Source organism: Corticimicrobacter sp. (genome assembly GCF_040137905.1).
Classification (GTDB): domain Bacteria; phylum Pseudomonadota; class Gammaproteobacteria; order Burkholderiales; family Burkholderiaceae_B; genus Corticimicrobacter.
The window spans coordinates 1-19,631 of record NZ_JBEFDG010000064.1; the positions used below are offsets into that span (position 1 = coordinate 1).

Here is a 19,631-nt window from a genome sequence, read left to right on the forward strand (position 1 = left end):
GCCAGAGCTGCCCGCGCTTGCCGCAGGCCCTGGCCACCATCTGCAGGCGCTCTGCGTCGTAGGCGGCGAACAGTTGCCGGTCACGGGCACCAACGGCATTGCCGGCGAAGTACAGGAAGGACGACAACGCCAGCAGGGCGGCGATGCAGACCAGGGATGTGATCTTGTTCATGTGAGACTCCAGATAAGCAGGCCGGCGCCAGCGATAGCCAGCAGGCCAAAGTGAATGCGCAACAGTCGCCGGACCCAGGCGTCACGCCACCGGCGGTGTTCGGATTGATTCATGGGGTACTCCAGTAGAGGGCCAGACCCTCAAGTCGCAGCGCTCCGGCCAGCGGGGTGCCGGCAAGAACAGGGAAAAAGGGGGAAGGGGGGCGCTGCGGCTTGAGGATGGTCCGTCTCGTGGACCAAACGGCTGGATCACGCTCCGCGAAGGAGATGCGCGGCACCCGGACCGGTCGTGGCGCTCCAGCTGCAGCCGGTTATGAATCTGCGCACCGACTGCTGGCGCATCCAGGCTTATCCCTTGCGGGGCCACCCTGGCCGTGGAAATAAGGTGCCGTCTCTCCGGCTGTCACGCCTACTTCCCCCACGCGGCTTACAAGCGAACGGGCGTTCTCGACTAGATATGGATCGTGGGCATCCTGCCGTCAGGGGACCGTGGCAGGCATCCTCGCTTTGAAGCATCCCCAGGAAATTCGGTGCCGGTTACGTCTCCGGCGCTGCTGGGTCAGCCGTTCCTGGTGGCGCACACAGGGTTCCCAAATCCCTATGCCGTGGCGTTTGCGCAGCCACGCGACCCGATTGCGCTCTGGCGTTCGGTGTTGCGGCCCAAGTCTTTATCTCTCGTCGGGCGGCGAGTCGCATCAAGGATCTGGGGTTTGCTGCCCGATCCAAACGTGCAATTGAGTTGATGGCACCGGATGCGATCCCGGCTTTGCGCCTTTACCCTGTAGTCGCTAGTAAAAAACAGCGCATCGCCTGCGCGTACTGCTGCCATCACATAGGCGGGCTGGGCTTGATACCAGCTCGTCGTCGGTCGGCTATTGATGTCTGCCTCCGGTTGATCGGGAATTGGTTTCACCGCTTGCGCGATGCCCGCCAGTGACCTCAATCCTGTATCCCCAGGAATCACCCATGGGATTGACCCTGATGCGTGTCCTTCCACGCCGCCGCCTATGTGATGATCCCGGCTTGACCCATCCGGGCGGGTCCTGGGCCTGGGTGATACTCATATCCCAGCCATGCAGGCATTGATCGTCACACCCGGACGAGTGAGCCGAAATCGTCGACAACCGCACGAACTGATACAGGTTCGGCCCATCCGCTCACCCCGTAGACAATGACCAGCCAGCGGCCATGTAGACTGGGCAAGTGGCGCAGCCAGAAACCAACATTGGTGCCGAAGGGATCAGTTTGCATAGGGTCCTCACAGGTTGGCCAGGGTCTGGAGCAGGGCGGTACGTTCCCGCCCACGCATGGGGTCGGTATCACTACCGGTGATCCTGCGACAGCGCTGGCCCCACGTCACACGCTGGCTTTGATCCATAGTGGCGCGTGCAGCCTTGATGATTTCGTCGGCAATCTGCAGCTCGTACAGGGCTGCGTCGAGTAGCTGTTTCTGTGTCATTCAGTAGAGGTCAATAAGGACGCCACGACATGATTGGCGTTTCAGTGCCCTTGCGGAACACGGGGCTGCCATACTTGTCGCGCTTGGTATCACGGACCATGATGGTCAGACCGACAGCACGCCCGGCACGGCGAGCAAGGCTGATCCAGTCGTGGCAGAACTGTGGAGCATCGAACTCCGGCGAGACTTGCCGGACCTTGCTGGAAGCCATGATCGCGTTGATCTCTTCGTTCAACCAGGAGGCATAGCCTGCCTCGGTTTCAGCTTCCGGGGGGCTACGTCGCTGTGCCAGGTGGCGGGCCAGCGATTCGGTCATTCCAAAAACGCAGAAGGCGGACATATCTACCCCTTGTCTGTGGCTTGATTGCCCAGCACTGCCCGGATTGCCGTTGCCTCAAACTTGTCAGCAGCAGCGATGTCATAGTTGTTGAACGACAAGTCTCGGGTATCGCAGCCTTCGATTGTGCTGTTGAAGCCGGCGTTGATCTGTACGGTGACGTCATCCACAACAGTCATCATCATCATTTGAGGGCGTCCATCGTCGTCGTCGCTGTCGCAGTAGATGAGGACTTGCCGTCCGGACGATGTCCTGACGATTTTGGCGAAATCGTCTTCGTGTGATTCGTAGATCTTCATTTCACTCTCCTTGTCATTCATCAGCCAGCGCTCAAAGAACGGACTGATGGATGAGGCCTCGTAGCGAGGCCATGGCACCCTAAGGGGGCGCATGTATCTCCGGTATTGCTGATCACCGCGCCGGAGGTCGTCACGCGGCATGTCCCGCTCGCATTTCGCCCAGGGGGCGGTGGGTGCTGTTGCTGGTTGGTTGTTAAAGAGCTATTGAGCCAATTAAACATCATGTTTATTGTTCGTGTCAACGCAGTGTTTAATTTTTCAACGAAGCAATCCCACCAGGTACGCAAGCGCCCACCCCTACAGCAGGGCTAGGTCAGAGGGAGAGAGGGATAGGAGGCAGACGCAAAAAAGCCCCGGCAGGGCGGGACTGGTGAAGGGCATGAAAAAGCCGCCTCTGTGGGCGGCTGCATGACAAGAGAACCCGCTGTGACGGGTGAGCTAGATCCAATTTTTGCCATAAAATTTTGCGTTGGCCATAAAACCTACAAATTGCTAAAATCGCCTCAATCATTGAGGGATTCTTGTATGCCTAAGGCGGTTTCGCTTTTTTCCGGATGCGGTGGTTCAGATGCTGGGCTAATCAGCGCTGGATTTGATGTTGTCATGGCCAATGATGTACTTCCGTATGCGCGCGATGTCTACTTGGCCAACCACCCGGATACCGACTATGTCCTTGGTGACGTTCGGAAAATAGGGTCCTTTCCTGAGGCCGAATTATTGGTTGGGTGTTATCCTTGCCAAGGCTTTAGTCAAGGAGGGGTGCGTGACGCAACCCGTAAGATCAACTATTTATATCTAGAGTTTGCCAGGGCATTACAAGCCATAAATCCAATGGCTTTCATCGTAGAGAACGTCTCTGGCATGGTTCGTAAGAACTTTGAACATCTGCTCGTTGATCAAAAGAAGATATTTACGGAAGCGGGTTATCGAGTCAAGGCGCAGGTACTGAACGCCGCCGATTTTGGTGTAGCTCAAGATCGCAGGAGAATCTTCATCGTTGGAATCCGCGAAGACTTCGGCGTCGAATATAATTTTCCCAGTCCAACGCACGGGGCCGGCGATCAGCCGCGTGCGACCATTCGGGACGCGCTAAAAGGGATGAGGCATTGGCCGGATGGTGAATACTACGATCGTGAGTTTCATTGGTACTACTTATCGCGCGATCGACGCCGAGGCTGGGATGAGCAGTCTAAAACTATTGTCGCCAATGCAAGGCACATGCCACTCCATCCGATTAGCCCGAAGCTGATTAAGTTGGAACACAATGTTTGGCGATTTGAAAATGATGGGCCCGCTCGTCGTTTCAGTTATCGTGAGGCTGCCCGCTTGCAGGGGTTTGAGAAAGCGTTCAAGTTCCCGGACACGCCATCCGGAAGTCTTGGCATGCGTTATACGGTGGCAGGGAACGCTGTGCCCCCCCCCTTGTTCGAGGCCGTTGCAAAATCCCTCCCCCTTCCCTGGTGACCCTATCCGTGCCTCAATTGGGAGGCTTCGATAATTAGATCCTGAGCATTTACACATTCATTCGCCACACCATATTCATCGGCGAGCTTAATCAGCCTAATCCGATCTAGCACTATGCTCTTGGTGAGATGAGTCCTTCGTTGCCAATTTACCTCTCCGCCAGATTGCGCAACTAGATCCTGAGGCATGAAATAGTAAGTTGCCCACGGGTGATGAGTATTTAAATTTGCACCAAGCGCCGAAGGTGACGCCTCCAGGCTCTTAAGCGACCATTCCTCTGCGGTGCAGCCGCATTGCGCCAGGGCGATAGGAATCCCGATACGCGCGTCTCCAAGTGGATGCCAAGCGACGATATCTAAACCACCATCACCAGCATTGGTAGCTTTGAAGTCGGTGCTTTCTACTAATAGTTGGCCGCGTATATCGCTTGCTAATTTCTTGAGACGATCAAAGAGACGGCCTTTATACCGGACAGCCCCTTTTGCTCCAAAGCGGTGAACTTGCCAGCCCTGAGGCATTAGGCACTCAAATATACGGGTGGATAGTATTTCGAAGCGTTCAGTAAGTTCATGCCTGCGGCTTTTGGGTACGAGCCTGAGGGAAGATGAGATCAGCAATTGCAAATAAAGCAAACGAGCCGGCTCATCGAAATCTAGAAGGCGCAGTTCTTGCGAGTCGCTGTTTAGCTGAAAAGGGTACGCATCTCCGAACAGTTTCCCTCTAAAAGACAAGTTTCTGAAGAGATCAGCCACGCGCATTTCATGTTTATCGCGGATTTTATCCGCCTGCGCCAGTATCGGCTCTTCTACGCCACTATCGAACCCTTCATCGTCATCAATTTCGTCGTGGTGATCGGGCGACATATCGGCAGTTTCTTCAAGAATCTCTAAAAGATCCCCCCTGGAAAATTTACGATCTTCGGCCACCAAACATCGCAACTCAACAAAATCACACCATAGGTATGTGTCGCTCGCATTTGGGCGGGAGTCTAGATTGAAAAGTATAGGCTCAGGCATTGCGTCGGCCTCTCTGCGCTCTTTTCGGTGCTGGGGAAGCAGGCTCTATTGCACGAGATTCAACCGCACTCCGAATTGTCATTGCCAATCGATATATCGCATCAGCGCGGGATTGGTGATCTGGGTTGACTTCTGATACTTTTGGTATCCATTGCCAGGCGGCAGTTAGCCTTCTTTCTGCGTGTGACAATGCTTCTGTGAAGGCGATGCTCGGGCCTTTACTGAACTCGAAGGCTTCATCAAGACGTCCCTCTTTCAATAGGTGGTCAACTGCCGCTTCGGAGGGCAATACAGCGGCTAATTTTTTGAGATTACGTGATTCGCCAACAATGCTTTTGGTATTCTCTCCAGTTACGAACAACCACAGGAATAAATTCGAAACATGGGCATCTTTCACATTATCGAGTTCTATATCAGTGCGGCTGTCGAGGCCTAGATAGTCAACGACGTTACTGTAGCTTAAGGCTGTAGACAAAATGGAAAAGTCAATTTGATTCGGGTCGAGAGGATGGTCGTAAAAATTCTCTTTTTCTGCTCGCTCAAATAATTTGAGTGCGCAAAGCATTTGCCCCATATATGCTGGCTTGCTGCCCGTTTCTTTAGCGAGTAATTTCAGCCCATCACTATATTGCATATGGCTGTAATTCTCGAGCAGAAGCCGCTCCATGTAGCGAGCTTTCTGCAAAGCACTCCAGGCTTTAATTCCTGTGATATGCCGGAAGCCCAGGTACCGCAGAATCTGGCTTTCTTCTCCGAAAATCAGGCAGTGCGCTTTTGTTGGTCGTACTGCAGCAGCATCAATGGCATTCTCAACTGAAATGCGACCCTTTGGAGGCGTCAATTCACCCGAAAGCAGCTTCAACGCTGCGAGCCGCCTATTGCCTTCAATCACACGATATCGCTGGCCTTCTTTGACGACTAATAAGGGCTCCCCCGGGAAATATCCGTTATTGCCGATGGATTCGATGATCTCCAAAAGGCGTTCGTCACGCACGAATCGTTCGAGCAACACTGCTATTGACCCTTGAGCGACGTCCACCGGAAACCTAGGGTTCTTCTTATCGAAATCAAGCAGTGAAACGTCAATGGTCTTGCTTTCCGGCTGAGGTGGTGGAGCTTTCTTGGACGCCATAAGGGTGCTCTATAGGTAGACTGATAGGAATGTGGGTACGAAAATTATAGAAGAATAGGCTGATAGGGGCGCTGCTCAATATCTCACATATGATTGATCCGGGCTTACTGGCTTGTCATCAGCTAAGAGGTCAAGCCTTTTGCATCAAGATCGATGGCTTCGACCAGCATACTTAAAGTGACACACTTATGCTTCTCATCACATTTCAACATAAGAATAAACTCTAGTTACCTACACCCCGCACCACCCACCCTCAGGGATCGAAGCCGCACCAGGGCGGCTAGCGCTTCACTTCGACCAGTCGTACCCTCTGGTCCTCATCTTTTCGTAGGCGTCTCTGGCCTGCTTAACAATCGACGGCACAAGCGGCTTGCCGTCGTCGTCCACCATCATGGCAGTTACGGTGCATTTGCATCCATCTACATTGGTAGGATCAGACCAGAATTCGCGCACCTCCTGCGCCGTGAATAGTTTGCCATGACGCTCGGCGTGGCTTTTCCTAGTCGTCGGCGATAGGGCGGATAGGTGCATGTATAGATAGCCTTCGCCCAGATCATCATCTGTATCAAATTTAGAACTCATCAGAACTCCTGGCTACGCCACACCTTCAGCACACGCCCAAGCACCTGGAAGTCCATCTTCGTTGTGATGTCGAACGATTCGTACGCTGTCTTGTTTTCAGAGATTGCCCGGACAAGTAGGCCGTCCTCTGTGGGGATGCGTTGTAGTCGCTTGATGAAGCCTTCATTGCCTACCCGGAAAAAATAGACAGAATCAAATTCCACGCTTGTCACCCCGATATCGACCAGCAGTGGGTCTCCAGGATTGAACATTGGCTGCATTGAGTCGCCGAAGCCGGTCACGATGCAGAGGTTTGCATTGCCGCTGTGTGCTTTGACGTTCTGATGCAGCCAGTCTTTGCTGACGCGCCAGCTCTGGATCACGCCAGGCTGATCGCGCAGTTCCAGCCCGCGCCCCATCGAGCCAGCCAGCTCCATCGGGTCGTATTGGGGGATGGTGATGTCGGTGCTGTTGACGTTGTAAGTAATGTGCTCTTCGTGGACAGCATAAGACATTGATACTGTCCCAGCAGGGTACCCGTGATACGCAGACCTGCCCAGCAGCTCATCAACAGAACAACCCAGCACATCAGCAACTGCCGCGTACTTATCGGTCGGCAGACCTCTTTTGATCCAGTTGCTCACATGCTGCGGCAACACGCCGAGCCTGTTTGCGAGCTCGGTTTGGTTCCAGCCTTTGTCCTGGGTTTTTTCCAGAGCGATGTCTATCGGCCTTTTTTTCATTCTTGGATAGTAAACAAACCGTTAATACGTTTGTTAAACGCAATGTTGACTTCAAATTAAACGCAGTGTTTAATTTGAGTATGAATACGCCAGAACACATCATTGACCGCCTGGGCGGGCCTGCAAAAGTTGCCGAACTGATGGGCTTGAGCGGCAAGCCAGGACAGATCCAGCGCATCAGCAACTGGAAACGCAGAGGTATCCCTGCGCGTGTCCTGTTGGATTTTCCGCATGTCTTTGGAGATCGAGTCTCCGAGGCTGATCCCGATAGTTCATTCCAGACGTGAGGCCCACATGCAAGACAAAGACACCCCTCAGCAGCCTGACCGCCGTATGGCGGCGGGAATTTCCACCCACCCCAAGGAGCCCACCAATGCGTAAAAAGGATTTCATTTGCTCCGTTTTGATTGGACTTTTGTACGGAGCTCTTTTGTCGCTTCCCTTCCTTCTGTTTTCGGAGGGAGGGCTGCGATGCGTCTAAAGAACCTAAACGATATTTGGATGATGTTTGTCAGTAGAACCATGACAACAGATAGGCTCAAGGTGTCTCTTTGAAACTCATCAGGGAAACCAGAGTATTCACAAACAAGGATTGTGACGATCAAAAAAAACACTTGAAGTGCAACCAACAACCATCTCAGGTGTATTTCTACTTCCGCATACATCGCTGGGTCGTCCCGTGCAGTGCGAATTAGCCATACATATCCAACTCCATACGCAGGCAAGAGAAGCCCCATCAAGAACTCCCAATTTATGTTCACTTCTAGTCCCTTTTAAGAAAAGATTAGTTACTGAAATTTCTGATCTTACCCGAGGGAGCCAGCCACCCATACACAGGAGGGCATATGCCTGACACCACAGACAAGCGTGACGATCGCATCCCGATAGGACCCACTGACGTTTGATCAGTGCAAGGCACTACCGGGGGCGGGCTCCTCGTCAATGTCATCAGGCAGGGAGGACACATCGCCATCATGCTCATAGCAGAGCCTGCAAAAGACAGCGACAAGCAGCTTGTCGGAGACGGTAGGGCGTCCAGTGACTTGGGACGCAAGCAGATGGGCTTGGCGCAACAGGCGTTCGGTATCGGTTTTCATGCCCGGATTGTCGGGGGCGCAGTGATTTTGATCCATCCGTAGATCTGACAGTAGTGGGTTGAGGAAGGGATGCATGGTAGGCCGGTGAATCTGCATGGTCTACGCGAAAAGGAAGAGGTTTTCGGGATGACGAAACTCCATACGAACATTACCTGGCGGGGGGCGCTGTACAACATGCTGCGCGGTCCTGGCCGGAGCATCAAGGCTGCGGTGCAGTGGCTGCGTGATGAGCGCGACACCAGCATCAGTGCGGGGGCGCTCTACAAGAAGCTGGACGGCACCAGTCCGGCAGAGACGGTCACGGTCGAGTTGGCCGAGCTGCTGACCGAGTACGCGCTGGCCCATGGGGCAGACAGGCAGGAGGCCATCCGCTGGATCCGTGCGCTGGCGGCACGGTACGAGGCTGTGCTGCTGGATCTGTACGTCGAGGGCGACGAGATGGATGCCGGCGTGACTGCGATTCAGGACCGCGCATTGCTCTCGCAGGAGATCAACGGTCAGTTGATTGCGCAGTTGCGCGAGTCCTTGGCAGACCTTGACGTATGCCAGAACGATGCAGACCGGATTGGCGAAAAGATCATGGTGCTGGTGTATGCGCTGCTGCGCCTCAAACGCAAGGTCGATCTGGCGGCGGGGAGGTCATTTCCATGAGCACGAAACCGAAGGGCGGGCAGCTTGCGCGGCTGGCCGGCACGTTCTGCAGCCAACCGCGATTCCGGGCGTTCAGCGGTACGGCCAGCAGCGACGCCGCAGCGGAGTGGATCCGGCAGCGTTGCGGCATCCAGAGCCGTGCCGAGCTGGACAGCAACAAGGCTGCAGCTGAGAGATTCCACCGCCGAGTGCGGATTCCCTATGTGAACTGGCAGATTGCCAATTATCAGTGAGGCCAGACATGGCGAAAAATTCGATTGATGCCTACGGAGCGGCGGGCAAGACGAACGTGCTGCTTTTCGATCCGGACACGCTGACGCTGGTGACAGATGAAGCGTCGCCTCTGTATGACGAGCGTGTGCATCTGCCGGTGGATGAGGCCCTTGCGCGCAATATCGATTACCAGGGCGTACTGGAGCCGGTGGCGATTTCCAAGAACCCGGAGACGGGTAATACCGAAGTCGTGTTTGGTCGCCAGCGGGTGAAGGCAGCGCGTTTGGCAAACCAGTGGCGTCGTGAGCGTGGCGTTGAGCCTTTGCGTATTCAGGGTGTGGTGTACCAGGGCAAGCGCCAGAATGCGTTGGACGCGATTGCCAGCGAGAACGAGGCCCGGACGGCAGACAGTCCCCTGGGGCGTGCTGAGAAGATGCGCCGGCATCTCGCCATGGGTCGAGACGAAGAGCAGTTGGCCGTGATCTACGCCTGCTCGATACAGACGGTGCGAAATACCCTGGCATTGCTGGATTGCACCCAGGCGGTACAGCAAGCCGTCGAGGCTGGGCAGATCGGAGTGACGCAGGCCAAGGCGCTGGGGGCGCTACCGCCCGAAGATCAGCGCGAGAAGGTTCAGCAACTGATTGAGGCCGGCCAGGGCGTGAAGCCGCACGAACGGGCCCGGCGTCAGCGTGCGGTCCTGGGAGATGCCAAGCCGAAGATGAAGGGCCGCAAGGAAATCATGCAGGCACTGGAAACGGCAGAAGGTCCGTATGCCGAGGCCTTGCGCTGGGTACTGGGGGCAGAATGATCTATCACGAATCTGGCCATTTGTCTTTTGCCCTAGGGCAAAAGACTTTGGCAGCGGCATGCGCCAAGCTGCTGTCAACACGTATATCAGCGAGGCAAGCATGAGGGACTGGAAATCCACCATGAAGCGCACGGTGCCGTTGCGATCCAAGACACCCATGAGCAGAGGCACCAAGGGTATCAAGCGCACTGTCATGGCAAAGCACAAGCCCAAGAGGCGTGCCGGGCACAACGCCCGGATGTTGAAGGCATGCAAGGGACAGTCCTGCTATCTGAAAGTGCCTGGCGTCTGCCTGGGGGCGGCAGGGAACGATACGGTAGTCCCATGCCACAGCAACCAGCAGGCACACGGCAAAGGTATGGGGCTGAAAGCGCCTGATCAATTCACAGTGCCTGGCTGCCGTGCGTGTCATGCGTGGCTGGATCAAGGCCCGGCAGACCGGGAAACGAAGTTCAAGACTTGGAATGAAGCGTACAGCCGTTGGGTGGAAGTACGCGATGGAGAGGTGGTATGAGCACAATCATCATGTCGGCCTGCTGGCCGTTGCAGGGCATGTCGGCAGCGCAGAAGGCGGTGTTGATTTCCATGGCTGACCAGGCCAACGACGATGGCGTGTGCTGGCCTGCTGTGGGCACCATTGCCATTCGTACTTGCCTGTCACGCAGGGCGGTACAGGACGCCTTGTTGTGGCTGGAGGCAGTAGGTGTGCTGCGGCGTGATTTCCGGCACAACAAGAGCACGTCCTATGTGCTGACGCCGAGCAAGCTGGATCTGACCAAAGCACCGGCACCACGTAAGCGTGGCATGGGTGCAGATGGCGCACCCCGCGCAGCAGGCGCACCGGATGCAAACGGCGCACCCCATGCAGATAGCGCACCCGGTGCAAATGGCGCAGGGGGTGCAGATGGCGCACCCCCCCATGCAGCAGGCGCACCTGGGGGTGCAGGAGGCGCACCTCCAGAGGCGCACCAGGCGCACCCAAACCGTAAGGGAACCGTAAAGGAACCTACAGAGAACCATTCGCGCCGCAAAGCAGCGCGTCCGGATGCTCCCAGCGAGACGGAGGTGCAGGAGGCTTGCAGGGCAACGTGGGCAAGCTACTCGCAGGCCTATGCCGCCCGGTACGGTGCAACGCCGGTACGCAATGCCAAGGTCAATGCTCACGTCCGGCAACTGGTTGCCAGGCTGGGCAGGGATGAAGCGCCAGCAGTGGCGGCGTGGTTTCTGCGGGATGAGGATGTCCAGGTCGTCAGGCGGATGCACGACATCGGCCTGTTGATCGCCAGCGCTGAGGCATACCGCACGAAGTGGGCCACAGGCCGTCAGGGCACAGCACAGCAGCAGCCGGGCGGGAAGTTCGACCCATCCGCCTACGTCCGAACTCGTCACAACGGGAGCCAGAACCATGCAAACGATGCAACCGACCCAACCATCATCGATGTCGATGCTGTCCGTGTGGCTTGAGCCGTCAGTGCGGCATCACCAGGGCGAGGAGCCGATGAGTCTCATGGACCTGCTGTTTAGCCGCATGGATGGGCTGTATCCGGGCCGCTGGAGGCAGAACTACCCGAGCGAGCAGGCTATTCGCGCTTGGGAGGAGGCTTGGTCTGAGGGATTCGTGGAAGACCAGATCGACCCGCGTGAGCTGAAGCAAGGCATTGCCAACTGCCGCCAGATGTACGACTGGCCTCCGTCATACAAGGAATTTGTCCGGGCCTGCCGTCCGTACATGGACCCGGAAATTGCGTACCGGGAGGCTGTGGCCGGCATCGAGGCCCGCCGGCGTGGTGAGCGAGGCAGCTGGTCGCACCCGGCGATCTACTGGGCTGCTATCGGCATGGGCCAGCATGACCTGCTGCATGCTGCATGGGCGGTCATCCAGAAGCGATGGGAGGCGGCACTGATCAGTGAGTTTGCAAAGCGGCAATGGGCTGATATCCCGATGCCTGCCCCTGCGCTGGTCGCGCCGGGCCGGACCATTGCGGATAAAGAGCAGGCCATCGGTGTGCTCAAGGAAATCAAACAACGCACGGGGGCGGATCTGCTGGCACCACGGGGCGACGGTCGAGACTGGGCGCGACAGGTGCTGGCCGGTAAGCGTCGGGCAACGCTGGTCATGCAACAGATGGCCCGCCGTGCGCTGGGCATGGAAGAAGAGGGGGCGAAGGCGGCATGACAGTATTTGCAATCGATCCTGGTCCAGTGCAGTCCGGCTGGTGCCTGTATGCCCCAGATGCTCGAGTGGAAGATGCCGGCGTTGCTGACAACCATGATCTGCTCGGCTGGGTGCGTGCCAGCACAGCAGACAGTCTTGCAATCGAGATGGTCGCAAGCTATGGCATGCCTGTGGGCCGCGAGGTATTCGATACGGTGCGCTGGATAGGCCGCTATCAGCAGGCTTGGCGTGATCCTGATGCTGTGCGCCTGGTTTTTCGTCAGGATGCCAAGCTGCACCTGTGCCGGTCGCCCAAGGCTAAGGATGCCAACGTACGGCAGGCAATCCTGGATCGCTACCCACGCACTGGGGGCGGTGCTGTGCCGCAGATCGGCACCAAGAAACAGCCAGGGCCGCTGTACGGTGTCAGCAGCCATGCCTGGCCTGCCATTGCGGTAGCAATTTATGCGACAGAGGTAAAGGAGTGAGTATGTCGGATGTGGTTGCCCGGCTGCGTGGTTGTGGGCTGTCAGCGGATGCGTTGCTTTGGAACTGGGCGCGGTGGTGCTGGCAAGGGGAAACCGTAGGCAATATGGCGGTCTATTTTCCCGAGGACGAGCGAGCATTCGAGACAATCCAGCAGGATCATGGCCAAGCAGTACAAGTGCTGTACAGCCGTCAGCACAGGTATGTCCAGATGGCGGTGACGGCAGAGTATCCGCAAAAGCATGTGCGCTTTGCGGGGCTGGAGCAGGGGGAGCGGCAGGCTGCTGCATGCCGTTGGATCAAAGAGGCTACGGCAGTTTGCCTGACAGGGCGTGAGTATCGGCAGGTCGTGGATCAGTTCAGGGCGCTGATCGGGAGGGCTGCGGCATGAAGTTCGCGCCGGAGATCATAGATTTGTTGGGCTCATATCCAGAGCATCAATTTCGGACAGGGCAGATACTGAGCCACGTTACGCTTGCCATGTCACTTTCTGACCAGCAAAAAGCCGCGGCTCGCAAGCAGGTTCAGCGTGCCCTTGAATATCTGATCAACGATGCCAAGGTGGTAGAGAGACACGGCGGGCGGACAAAATCCGCGTCCTATTCGTGGCGGCGCGGATTGGGACATCAAGTTCGGATAAATGCTGGATTATTGGGACGTGATTTGAGACAATACGCCAGAGGACATGCGTCCTGAGCAAACAGACCCGCCCGCAAGGCGGGTTTTTGCTTTCTGGGTATGCAGCGGAGTCATGAAGGAAACGTTATGTAAATGGCATTCCCTCGAAGGGTGCTGGTTGCTAGCCCTTCGTGGCACAGGATTGCGCATAGAAACGATCCATGGCGAGGAGTCTGTCCGAGTCCAAGGCCTCCGATGAACTCGCCGATTCCGCCGGGAGTTGGGTTGTTGGCTGTAACGCCAGCAGGCACCGTCTGCCCTTGAAATCTCTCTAAAACAGCACGAAATACTGAGGCTGGAATCTGATGCGGTGTGGCATGTTCTAACGTTACACCATCTGTCGCTGTGCCGTGATACGTGAACTCTGTGCGTTTGTTTGCTGGGCCACAAGTGTGGATGGTTGGCATGCTATATCCTTTTGGTGAGGTGAGGTGTGATGTGAAATGGGCAACTATCAAAATTTTTTCCTTTGAGATGTCATGACGAGAATTGCCGCCAAGCACAAAAAACCTAGGGGCGGGCTTCCGCTGTAATCAATAAAGTTGTAGGCCCACCAAAGAATAAGTCCAATAGCAGCTAGGCCACTGCATCGAATAATGATGTTAGCCAATACTGGTATTAGTTCTCCGATTACACCAATGATCTGGTGAACGACAAACCATAGGAAGAGAAAGAGAAGAACAGTGCCCATTGGATAATTTTAATAATATTAAATTTCGAATGTTATCAGTCCCGACAATCCCGCGCAGAGTAGGACCTTTTTGAATGTCGATGAACGAACGAGTTCGCAGCATTACTAATAGCAAGGTGTGTTTGGTCGTGACAGCCCAGCGTGTCGATGTCGCCGAGCAGGCAGATTGATGGCACGCATCCAATCTCTGCGTCCACGCATTCAGTCGGCACCGTCGCGCATCAAAGCTGTTGCGGCTGTATCGTGGCGGGCAGGCAAGAGCAGCACGGCACGGGGATACGGATATCGATGGCAGCAGGCCCGAGGCGAATACCTGCGCTTGCACCCGTTCTGCGTGATGTGCCTGGACAGCTTGGGCATATCGCGGGACATGGCGATAGAGGATGTCGTGCTGGCCTGCGCCGGGCGCGGGATGCCGGTGCCGCTGGCGTCGGTGGTTGATCATGTGATTGCCCATCGAGGCAGCCAGGCCCTGTTCTGGGATCGGTCGAACTGGCAGGGGCTTTGCAGCACGCACCACAGCCGCGACAAGCAGCGCGAAGAGGCGCGCACCGGCTGACCCTGGCGCGGTTCTGATCGCGTCGCCTGCGGGCTCTCCTGCGGTCTGGCTGGTTCTGCTGGACCCCTGGGGGGGGCTAAAAGTCTGGCTGGCCTTGCCGCTCTAGACCGCCCGTTCCCGCACGCAGAGAAAAAATCCCCATTTTGGAATTTGTTAACCCGATTTGTTAACCGAGGTTGTATGGCTCTCACCGACAAAAAGCGCCGGTTCGTGCAGGCTCTTCAGTCGGGCATGAGTGGCGCGAAAGCCGCTATCCATGCGGGTTACAGCGAAAACGGCGCGAAGGTTGCTGCGTCTCGCTTGATGCGCGACAAGGATGTGTTGGCGGCGCTTGAGCGTGGAAAAAATGTTAACCCGAAGGTTAACAAACCAGCCGCCACCGTGCCGCCCGTCCAGCCCCACATAGAAACGTCTCAACCTGAAACGAATGACGTGGCCAGTGCGGAGTTGCTGGCGGCGATTGGGATCAAGGCATTGGGCCTGACGTCAGATCCCAAGGCAATCCTTATTGCGATCATGAACGACGCCAACGAGGAACCGAAGTTGAGGATGGAGGCGGCGAAGGCGTTGATGCCATTCGTCCATGGCAAGGTCGCCGAGCAGGGCAAGAAGGACGCACAGAAGGAGGCGGCAGCGAAAGCAGCGGGTGGAAAGTTTGGCCGGCCAGCTGCGCCGCCTGGCCTGCGTGTAGTCAATGGCGGGAAGTAATGTATGGAATGGTCAACAGCCTGCCCGGACTGGGCAGAGCGGCTGCGTGCTGGCCGCTCGATTATTCCGCCACCGATTTTCCCCGAGCAAGGCGAGGCCGCGCTGCACATCTTCAAGCAGCTGCGTGTTGTTGACCTGCCGGGTAAGCCGACTTTCGGCGAGTGTAGTGACGAGTGGGTGTTCGACTTCGTGGCTGCGATCTTCGGGGCCAACGATCCGGAGACCGGAAGCCAGTTGATCCGCGAATTCTTCCTGCTGATCAGCAAGAAGAACACGAAGTCGACGATTGCGGCCGGCATTATGCTGACCGCGCTTATCCTCTGCTGGCGGGATGAGGAAGAGCATCTGATCCTGGCTCCGACAAAGGAAGTGGCCGACAACTCGTTCAAGCCGGCCGCAGGTATGGTACGGGCCGATGAGGAACTGTCGGAGATGTTCCATGTACAGGATCATATCCGCACCATCACGCATCGGATCACCCGGGCGTCGCTGAAAGTGGTTGCTGCCGACACGGATACGGTGTCTGGCAAGAAGTCTGGGCGCATCCTGGTTGATGAGGTCTGGATTTTCGGCAGCCGTGCCAATGCGGATGCCATGCTGATGGAGGCAACGGGCGGCCAGGTGTCGCGTGATGAGGGGTGGGTGATTTACCTGTCCACCCAGTCTGATGAGCCGCCCGCTGGTGTGTTCAAGGACAAGCTGGACTATTTCCGCAATGTCCGTGATGGCGTGGTGCATGACCCTCGATCACTGGGCGTGCTGTATGAGTTTCCGCAGGAGATGGTCGATTCAACGGCCTACCTCCGGCCTGAGAACTTCTACATCACGAATCCGAACCTGGGGCGGTCGGTCAATGCCGACTGGCTGGCCGATCAGTTGCGCAAGCAGCAGATGAAGGCTGACGGATCGCTGCAGAAGTTCCTGGCAAAGCATCTGAATATAGAGATCGGCCTGAATCTGCGATCTGATCGCTGGGCCGGGGTTGATTTCTGGCTGCCGGCAGCCGACAAGACGCTGACGTTTGAGGCGTTGCTGGATCGTAGTGAAGTGGTGACGGTGGGCGTCGATGGTGGCGGCCTGGATGACTTGCTTGGACTGGCCGTGCTTGGGCGTGAGCGGGAAACCCGGCGTTGGCTGCACTGGGGACGGGCTTGGGCTCACCCTATCGTGCTGGATCGTCGCCAAGAGATAGCTCCCCGGCTTCAGGATTTTGCACGGGCAGGGGATCTGGTCCTTGTTGAGCGGCCAGGGGATGACGTGGACGAAGTGGCGCGCATCATTTGCCGTATTCGTGATGCAGGCCTGCTGCCGGAGAAGTATGGCATCGGTGTTGATGCGTCTGGTATTGCTGATGTGGTGACGGCGCTGACGGCCCCAGACTGTGGCTTCACTGTCGATCAGATCACATCTGTACGCCAGGGGTACACGCTCAATGGTGCGATCAAGACAACTGAACGGCGTCTGGCGGGCGGCGAGTTGCTGCATGCAGGTCAACCAATGATGGCCTGGTGCGTGAGTAATGCCCGGATCGAAGATCGAGGTAATGCCATCCTGGTGACGAAGGCAGCCAGTGGCAAGGCCAAGATTGACCCGGTAATGGCGCTGTTCGATGCCGTGACGATGATGGCGCTGGAGCCTGAGGCGCAGGGCAATTCTGTTTACGAATCGCGTGGCATTCGCTACGCCTGAGGTTTTTATGCGCATGTTCAACTTTTTCCGGCGTTCGCCTGAGCCGGTGGCCGAGTCGCGCCCTCAGGCATCAGCGCAGGATGACGCGCCGGGGGTGAAGTTCTCTGGTCTTGATGATCCGGCGTTGCTGGAATACATCCGAGGTGGCGATCCTGCGGTTGGTCAGTACGTGCGAGGCATGAAGGCACTGCGCAACATGGCGGTGCTGCGGTGCGTGTCCCTGATTTCCGAGTCCATCGGCATGCTGCCCTTGAGCCTGATCAGGAGGGACGAGACGAAGGCCCCGGCGAAGGAGCACCCAGCATATCGACTGCTGCGCACCCGGCCCAACGGTTGGCAGACTCCCTACGAGTTCAAGTCGCAGATGCAACTGAGCGCCTTGATCAACGGAAATGCTTATGCACGGGTGGTGTGGTCAAGAGGACGTCCGATTGCTCTGGTGCCGCTGGACTTCGATGCAGTTGATCCGAAGCTCACCGATGACTGGCGGATGGTGTACCGGTACACACGCAAGGACGGCAATCAGGTCGAGCTGCAGGCGCATGAGGTTTTCCACCTGCGCGACCTGACGCCAGACGGCATCCAAGGCCTGAGCCGTGTTCGTCTGGCCCGCGAGGCGATTGCGCTGGCGCAGCAGACTGAGCGGGCAGCCGCCAGGCTGTTTCGGACAGGTGTCATGGCGGGTGGGGCTTTGGAACACCCCAAAACGCTGTCGGATGCCGCCTACAGACGGCTGAAAGAGTCATTGCGCGAAGAACATTCCGGGGCAGAAAACGCCGGAAAGTGGATGCTTGTCGAAGAGGGAGCAACGGCCAAGAAATTTACCGATTCAGCAGCCGACTCGCAGCAGATCGAGAACCGCAATCATCAGATTGAGGAGGTTGCACGATCTTTCGGTGTGCCGCGCCCCTTGCTGATGATGGATGACACAAGCTGGGGCAGTGGCATCGAGCAGCTCAACATCTTCTTTCTGCAGTACGGCTTGCAGCACTGGTTTACAGCCTGGGAGGAAGCCCTGGCCAGGGTGCTGCTTACCGAGGATGACCAGGATGAGCTGCATTGGAAATTCAACGAACGTGCCTTGCTGCGGGGCACCCTGAAAGACCAGTCCGAGGCGTTTGCCAAGGGCATGGGGGCCGGTGGTCATGCCCCCTGGTACACGCAAAACGAGGTGCGCGACTGGCAGGATCTGCCGCGTGTTGATGATCCAACGGCAGACAAGCTGCCGCCTCGATCCAACCAGAAGGAAACCAAGAATGAGCCTGCTCAAACTGCCTGAAATCAAGGCCAGTGCCATCAGTCGAGTCCAGTTCGATGCACGCCCGGATGCTCTGGAGCGTTGGGAGCCTGCTATTCGTGCCGCGTCCAGTGAGGATGCCACGATATCGGTCTATGACACGATCGGCTGGTCATGGGAAGGCGAAGGGGTGACAGCCAAACGTATCTCGGCGGCGCTTCGTGCCATTGGCGGACGTGATGTCACTGTGAACATCAATTCGCCTGGTGGTGACTTTTTTGAGGGCGTAGCCATCTACAACCTGCTGCGTGCCCATCCACACAAGGTGACTGTCCAGGTGATGGGCCTGGCGGCATCTGCGGCATCGGTGATTGCAATGGCAGGCGACGAAATCCTAATGGGTGATGGTGCTTTCCTCATGATCCATAACGCCTGGGCCATCGCAATCGGAAACCGGCACGACATGGTGGCTGCTTCCGAGCAGCTTGCACCCTTTGACGCCGCTATGGCGGATGTCTACGCGGCTCGTTCGGGCATGACGCCGGTTCAGACCGCAGCGCTCATGGATAAGGAAACCTGGATCAACGCGAGCCAGGCTGTTGATGATGGCTTTGCGACGGGTCTGATGGAAGCGTCGCAAATTACCCACGAAACCAACGCGCAGGGCAACAAGAAGTATTTGGCCCTGGTGGAGGCATCCATGGCGAAAGCCGGGCACTCGCGCTCGATGCGCCGTGATGTTTTCAAGAACCTTTTTTCCGGTACGCCGAGCGCTGCCGGTGACTCTGCCATGCCCAGCGCTGGTGCCGACATTGCAGCGTCGCTGCAAACCCTACTTTCTACAGTGCAAGGAACCATATGAAACAGAAATCTATTCCCCGTGGTGTCATGGCTGTGCGTGCCGAGGCTGCGCCCTCCCAGGCCGAACTGAAACAGACCATCGAAGCGCTGAACAAGGCGTTCGCCGACTTCAAGACCGAACACCAGCAGCAGCTGGATGAGGTCAAGAAGGGCAATCATGATGCCCTGCAAGCGCTCAAGGTCGAACGCATCAATTCCGATATCGGCAGTCTGCAGAAAACCGTCGATGAGCTGAATATGCGCATGGCGTCGGCGCAGATGGGCGGTGCTACGACCGGCAACGGTCCCAAGGACCCCGAATACACCAGCGCGTTCCAGGCGCACATGCGCAAGGGTGAAGTGCAGGCGTCCATGAACAAGGGCGCAGCAGAAGAGGGTGGCTACCTCACGCCGGTCGAATGGGATCGCACCATCACCGACCGGCTGCGCGAAGAGTCGCCCATGCGCCAGCTTGCCCAGGTGCAGCCCACAAGCAAGGCGGGCTGGAAAAAGCTTTTCAATCTCGGTGGTACTGGCAGCGGATGGGTTGGCGAGACGGATGCCCGCCCCGAAACGGCTACGCCCACTCTCGCAGAACTGGGCTTCGGCCATGGTGAAATCTACGCCAACCCGG

Annotated in this window: 25 protein-coding genes; 18 read left to right on the forward strand and 7 right to left on the reverse strand. The window is 56.9% G+C overall.

From position 1 onward, the window contains the following. The first annotated feature begins 701 nt into the window (after positions 1-701). The gene (locus ABN482_RS10440; RefSeq protein ID WP_349503931.1) at positions 702-914 is read left to right on the forward strand and encodes a hypothetical protein; all 213 of its coding nucleotides are present in this window, start codon (positions 702-704) and stop codon (positions 912-914) included. 515 nt (positions 915-1,429) lie between these two features. Here the strand turns inward: ABN482_RS10440 and ABN482_RS10445 are convergent. From ABN482_RS10445 to ABN482_RS10455, 3 genes are read right to left on the reverse strand one after another with little or no spacing between them, the layout of a single operon-like run. Next, positions 1,430-1,630 (reverse strand): hypothetical protein, encoded by a 201-nt coding sequence (locus ABN482_RS10445; RefSeq protein ID WP_349503932.1) that lies wholly within the window; start codon positions 1,628-1,630, stop codon positions 1,430-1,432. 10 nt (positions 1,631-1,640) lie between these two features. Then, on the reverse strand, positions 1,641-1,946 hold the full coding sequence (locus tag ABN482_RS10450) for a hypothetical protein (protein ID WP_349503933.1): 306 nt from the start codon (positions 1,944-1,946) through the stop codon (positions 1,641-1,643). A 26-nt stretch (positions 1,947-1,972) separates the two neighbouring features. Then, on the reverse strand, positions 1,973-2,266 hold the full coding sequence (locus ABN482_RS10455; RefSeq protein ID WP_349503934.1) for a hypothetical protein: 294 nt from the start codon (positions 2,264-2,266) through the stop codon (positions 1,973-1,975). A gap of 408 nt (positions 2,267-2,674) precedes the next feature. Between ABN482_RS10455 and ABN482_RS10460 the strand changes: the two genes are divergently transcribed. Continuing rightward, positions 2,675-3,730, forward strand: coding sequence for a DNA cytosine methyltransferase (locus ABN482_RS10460; protein ID WP_349503935.1), 1,056 nt, complete (start codon positions 2,675-2,677; stop codon positions 3,728-3,730). A gap of 2 nt (positions 3,731-3,732) precedes the next feature. Here ABN482_RS10460 and ABN482_RS10465 read toward each other — a convergent pair whose 3' ends face one another. The 4 genes from ABN482_RS10465 to ABN482_RS10480 all read right to left on the reverse strand — a co-directional run bounded on the left by ABN482_RS10465 (position 3,733) and on the right by ABN482_RS10480 (position 7,182). Further along, positions 3,733-4,659 (reverse strand): hypothetical protein, encoded by a 927-nt coding sequence (locus ABN482_RS10465; protein ID WP_349503936.1) that lies wholly within the window; start codon positions 4,657-4,659, stop codon positions 3,733-3,735. A gap of 79 nt (positions 4,660-4,738) precedes the next feature. Then, positions 4,739-5,878: a ParB/RepB/Spo0J family partition protein gene (locus tag ABN482_RS10470; protein WP_349503937.1), complete on the reverse strand. Its 1,140-nt coding sequence runs from the start codon at positions 5,876-5,878 to the stop codon at positions 4,739-4,741. A 288-nt stretch (positions 5,879-6,166) separates the two neighbouring features. Then, positions 6,167-6,460, reverse strand: coding sequence for a putative phage head morphogenesis protein (locus ABN482_RS10475; protein ID WP_349503938.1), 294 nt, complete (start codon positions 6,458-6,460; stop codon positions 6,167-6,169). Next, a complete protein-coding gene (locus tag ABN482_RS10480; RefSeq protein WP_349503939.1) occupies positions 6,460-7,182 on the reverse strand; it encodes an XRE family transcriptional regulator in 723 nt (240 codons plus the stop codon). The genes ABN482_RS10475 and ABN482_RS10480 overlap by 1 nt, the downstream gene beginning before the upstream one ends. Before the next feature lie 2 nt (positions 7,183-7,184). Between ABN482_RS10480 and ABN482_RS10485 the strand changes: the two genes are divergently transcribed. The 16 genes from ABN482_RS10485 to ABN482_RS10560 form a co-directional block, all read left to right on the forward strand. Continuing rightward, positions 7,185-7,469, forward strand: a complete 285-nt coding sequence (locus tag ABN482_RS10485) for a hypothetical protein (protein WP_349503940.1) — start codon at positions 7,185-7,187, stop codon at positions 7,467-7,469. A 936-nt stretch (positions 7,470-8,405) separates the two neighbouring features. Then, on the forward strand, positions 8,406-8,930 hold the full coding sequence (locus tag ABN482_RS10490) for a hypothetical protein (RefSeq protein ID WP_349503941.1): 525 nt from the start codon (positions 8,406-8,408) through the stop codon (positions 8,928-8,930). Beyond that, complete coding sequence (locus ABN482_RS10495) at positions 8,927-9,163, forward strand: hypothetical protein (protein ID WP_349503942.1); 237 nt, start codon at positions 8,927-8,929, stop codon at positions 9,161-9,163. Before ABN482_RS10490 ends, ABN482_RS10495 begins: the two co-directional genes overlap by 4 nt. A gap of 8 nt (positions 9,164-9,171) precedes the next feature. Further along, positions 9,172-9,954 carry a ParB/RepB/Spo0J family partition protein gene (locus ABN482_RS10500; protein WP_349503943.1) on the forward strand — a complete coding sequence of 261 codons (783 nt, stop codon included), beginning with the start codon at positions 9,172-9,174 and terminating at the stop codon, positions 9,952-9,954. A 238-nt stretch (positions 9,955-10,192) separates the two neighbouring features. Then, entirely contained in the window at positions 10,193-10,468 is a 276-nt protein-coding gene (locus tag ABN482_RS10505; RefSeq protein ID WP_349503955.1) for a nuclease domain-containing protein, read from the forward strand. Then, complete coding sequence (locus ABN482_RS10510; protein WP_349503944.1) at positions 10,465-11,418, forward strand: helix-turn-helix domain-containing protein; 954 nt, start codon at positions 10,465-10,467, stop codon at positions 11,416-11,418. The genes ABN482_RS10505 and ABN482_RS10510 overlap by 4 nt, the downstream gene beginning before the upstream one ends. Before the next feature lie 43 nt (positions 11,419-11,461). Next, on the forward strand, positions 11,462-12,130 hold the full coding sequence (locus ABN482_RS10515; RefSeq protein WP_349503945.1) for a replication protein P: 669 nt from the start codon (positions 11,462-11,464) through the stop codon (positions 12,128-12,130). Then, a complete protein-coding gene (locus tag ABN482_RS10520) occupies positions 12,127-12,597 on the forward strand; it encodes a hypothetical protein (RefSeq protein ID WP_349503946.1) in 471 nt (156 codons plus the stop codon). The genes ABN482_RS10515 and ABN482_RS10520 overlap by 4 nt, the downstream gene beginning before the upstream one ends. Positions 12,598-12,599: 2 nt before the next feature. Further along, on the forward strand, positions 12,600-12,986 hold the full coding sequence (locus ABN482_RS10525; protein WP_349503947.1) for a hypothetical protein: 387 nt from the start codon (positions 12,600-12,602) through the stop codon (positions 12,984-12,986). Then, entirely contained in the window at positions 12,983-13,291 is a 309-nt protein-coding gene (locus tag ABN482_RS10530) for a hypothetical protein (RefSeq protein ID WP_349503948.1), read from the forward strand. Before ABN482_RS10525 ends, ABN482_RS10530 begins: the two co-directional genes overlap by 4 nt. Before the next feature lie 842 nt (positions 13,292-14,133). Beyond that, positions 14,134-14,523 carry an HNH endonuclease signature motif containing protein gene (locus ABN482_RS10535; RefSeq protein ID WP_502877277.1) on the forward strand — a complete coding sequence of 130 codons (390 nt, stop codon included), beginning with the start codon at positions 14,134-14,136 and terminating at the stop codon, positions 14,521-14,523. 180 nt (positions 14,524-14,703) lie between these two features. Then, complete coding sequence (locus ABN482_RS10540; RefSeq protein WP_349503950.1) at positions 14,704-15,231, forward strand: terminase small subunit; 528 nt, start codon at positions 14,704-14,706, stop codon at positions 15,229-15,231. Positions 15,232-15,234: 3 nt separating this feature from the next. Next, entirely contained in the window at positions 15,235-16,920 is a 1,686-nt protein-coding gene (locus tag ABN482_RS10545; protein ID WP_349503951.1) for a terminase large subunit, read from the forward strand. A gap of 13 nt (positions 16,921-16,933) precedes the next feature. Continuing rightward, a complete protein-coding gene (locus ABN482_RS10550) occupies positions 16,934-18,199 on the forward strand; it encodes a phage portal protein (protein WP_349503952.1) in 1,266 nt (421 codons plus the stop codon). Further along, complete coding sequence (locus ABN482_RS10555) at positions 18,177-19,019, forward strand: head maturation protease, ClpP-related (RefSeq protein ID WP_349503953.1); 843 nt, start codon at positions 18,177-18,179, stop codon at positions 19,017-19,019. The genes ABN482_RS10550 and ABN482_RS10555 overlap by 23 nt, the downstream gene beginning before the upstream one ends. Continuing rightward, the coding region (locus ABN482_RS10560; RefSeq protein WP_349503954.1) for a phage major capsid protein at positions 19,016-19,631 on the forward strand (616 nt) is incomplete at its 3' end. The genes ABN482_RS10555 and ABN482_RS10560, both read left to right, overlap by 4 nt.

Excerpts from the sequence above, each read along its gene's own strand:
- ABN482_RS10550 (WP_349503952.1), top strand. The coding sequence starts at position 16,934 with ATGTTCAACTTTTTCCGGCGTTCGCCTGAGCCGGTGGCCGAGTCGCGC.
- ABN482_RS10555 (WP_349503953.1), top strand. The coding sequence starts at position 18,177 with ATGAGCCTGCTCAAACTGCCTGAAATCAAGGCCAGTGCCATCAGTCGA.
- ABN482_RS10510 (WP_349503944.1), top strand. The coding sequence starts at position 10,465 with ATGAGCACAATCATCATGTCGGCCTGCTGGCCGTTGCAGGGCATGTCG.
- ABN482_RS10520 (WP_349503946.1), top strand. The coding sequence starts at position 12,127 with ATGACAGTATTTGCAATCGATCCTGGTCCAGTGCAGTCCGGCTGGTGC.
- ABN482_RS10515 (WP_349503945.1), top strand. The coding sequence starts at position 11,462 with ATGGACCTGCTGTTTAGCCGCATGGATGGGCTGTATCCGGGCCGCTGG.
- ABN482_RS10505 (WP_349503955.1), top strand. The coding sequence starts at position 10,193 with ATGTTGAAGGCATGCAAGGGACAGTCCTGCTATCTGAAAGTGCCTGGC.
- ABN482_RS10545 (WP_349503951.1), top strand. The coding sequence starts at position 15,235 with ATGGAATGGTCAACAGCCTGCCCGGACTGGGCAGAGCGGCTGCGTGCT.
- ABN482_RS10500 (WP_349503943.1), top strand. The coding sequence starts at position 9,172 with ATGGCGAAAAATTCGATTGATGCCTACGGAGCGGCGGGCAAGACGAAC.
- ABN482_RS10525 (WP_349503947.1), top strand. The coding sequence starts at position 12,600 with ATGTCGGATGTGGTTGCCCGGCTGCGTGGTTGTGGGCTGTCAGCGGAT.
- ABN482_RS10540 (WP_349503950.1), top strand. The coding sequence starts at position 14,704 with ATGGCTCTCACCGACAAAAAGCGCCGGTTCGTGCAGGCTCTTCAGTCG.
- ABN482_RS10460 (WP_349503935.1), top strand. The coding sequence starts at position 2,675 with ATGACAAGAGAACCCGCTGTGACGGGTGAGCTAGATCCAATTTTTGCC.
- ABN482_RS10475 (WP_349503938.1), bottom strand. The coding sequence starts at position 6,460 with ATGAGTTCTAAATTTGATACAGATGATGATCTGGGCGAAGGCTATCTA.
- ABN482_RS10495 (WP_349503942.1), top strand. The coding sequence starts at position 8,927 with ATGAGCACGAAACCGAAGGGCGGGCAGCTTGCGCGGCTGGCCGGCACG.
- ABN482_RS10530 (WP_349503948.1), top strand. The coding sequence starts at position 12,983 with ATGAAGTTCGCGCCGGAGATCATAGATTTGTTGGGCTCATATCCAGAG.
- ABN482_RS10455 (WP_349503934.1), bottom strand. The coding sequence starts at position 2,266 with ATGAAGATCTACGAATCACACGAAGACGATTTCGCCAAAATCGTCAGG.
- ABN482_RS10480 (WP_349503939.1), bottom strand. The coding sequence starts at position 7,182 with ATGAAAAAAAGGCCGATAGACATCGCTCTGGAAAAAACCCAGGACAAA.
- ABN482_RS10470 (WP_349503937.1), bottom strand. The coding sequence starts at position 5,878 with ATGGCGTCCAAGAAAGCTCCACCACCTCAGCCGGAAAGCAAGACCATT.
- ABN482_RS10450 (WP_349503933.1), bottom strand. The coding sequence starts at position 1,946 with ATGACCGAATCGCTGGCCCGCCACCTGGCACAGCGACGTAGCCCCCCG.
- ABN482_RS10490 (WP_349503941.1), top strand. The coding sequence starts at position 8,406 with ATGACGAAACTCCATACGAACATTACCTGGCGGGGGGCGCTGTACAAC.
- ABN482_RS10535 (WP_502877277.1), top strand. The coding sequence starts at position 14,134 with ATGGCACGCATCCAATCTCTGCGTCCACGCATTCAGTCGGCACCGTCG.
- ABN482_RS10445 (WP_349503932.1), bottom strand. The coding sequence starts at position 1,630 with ATGACACAGAAACAGCTACTCGACGCAGCCCTGTACGAGCTGCAGATT.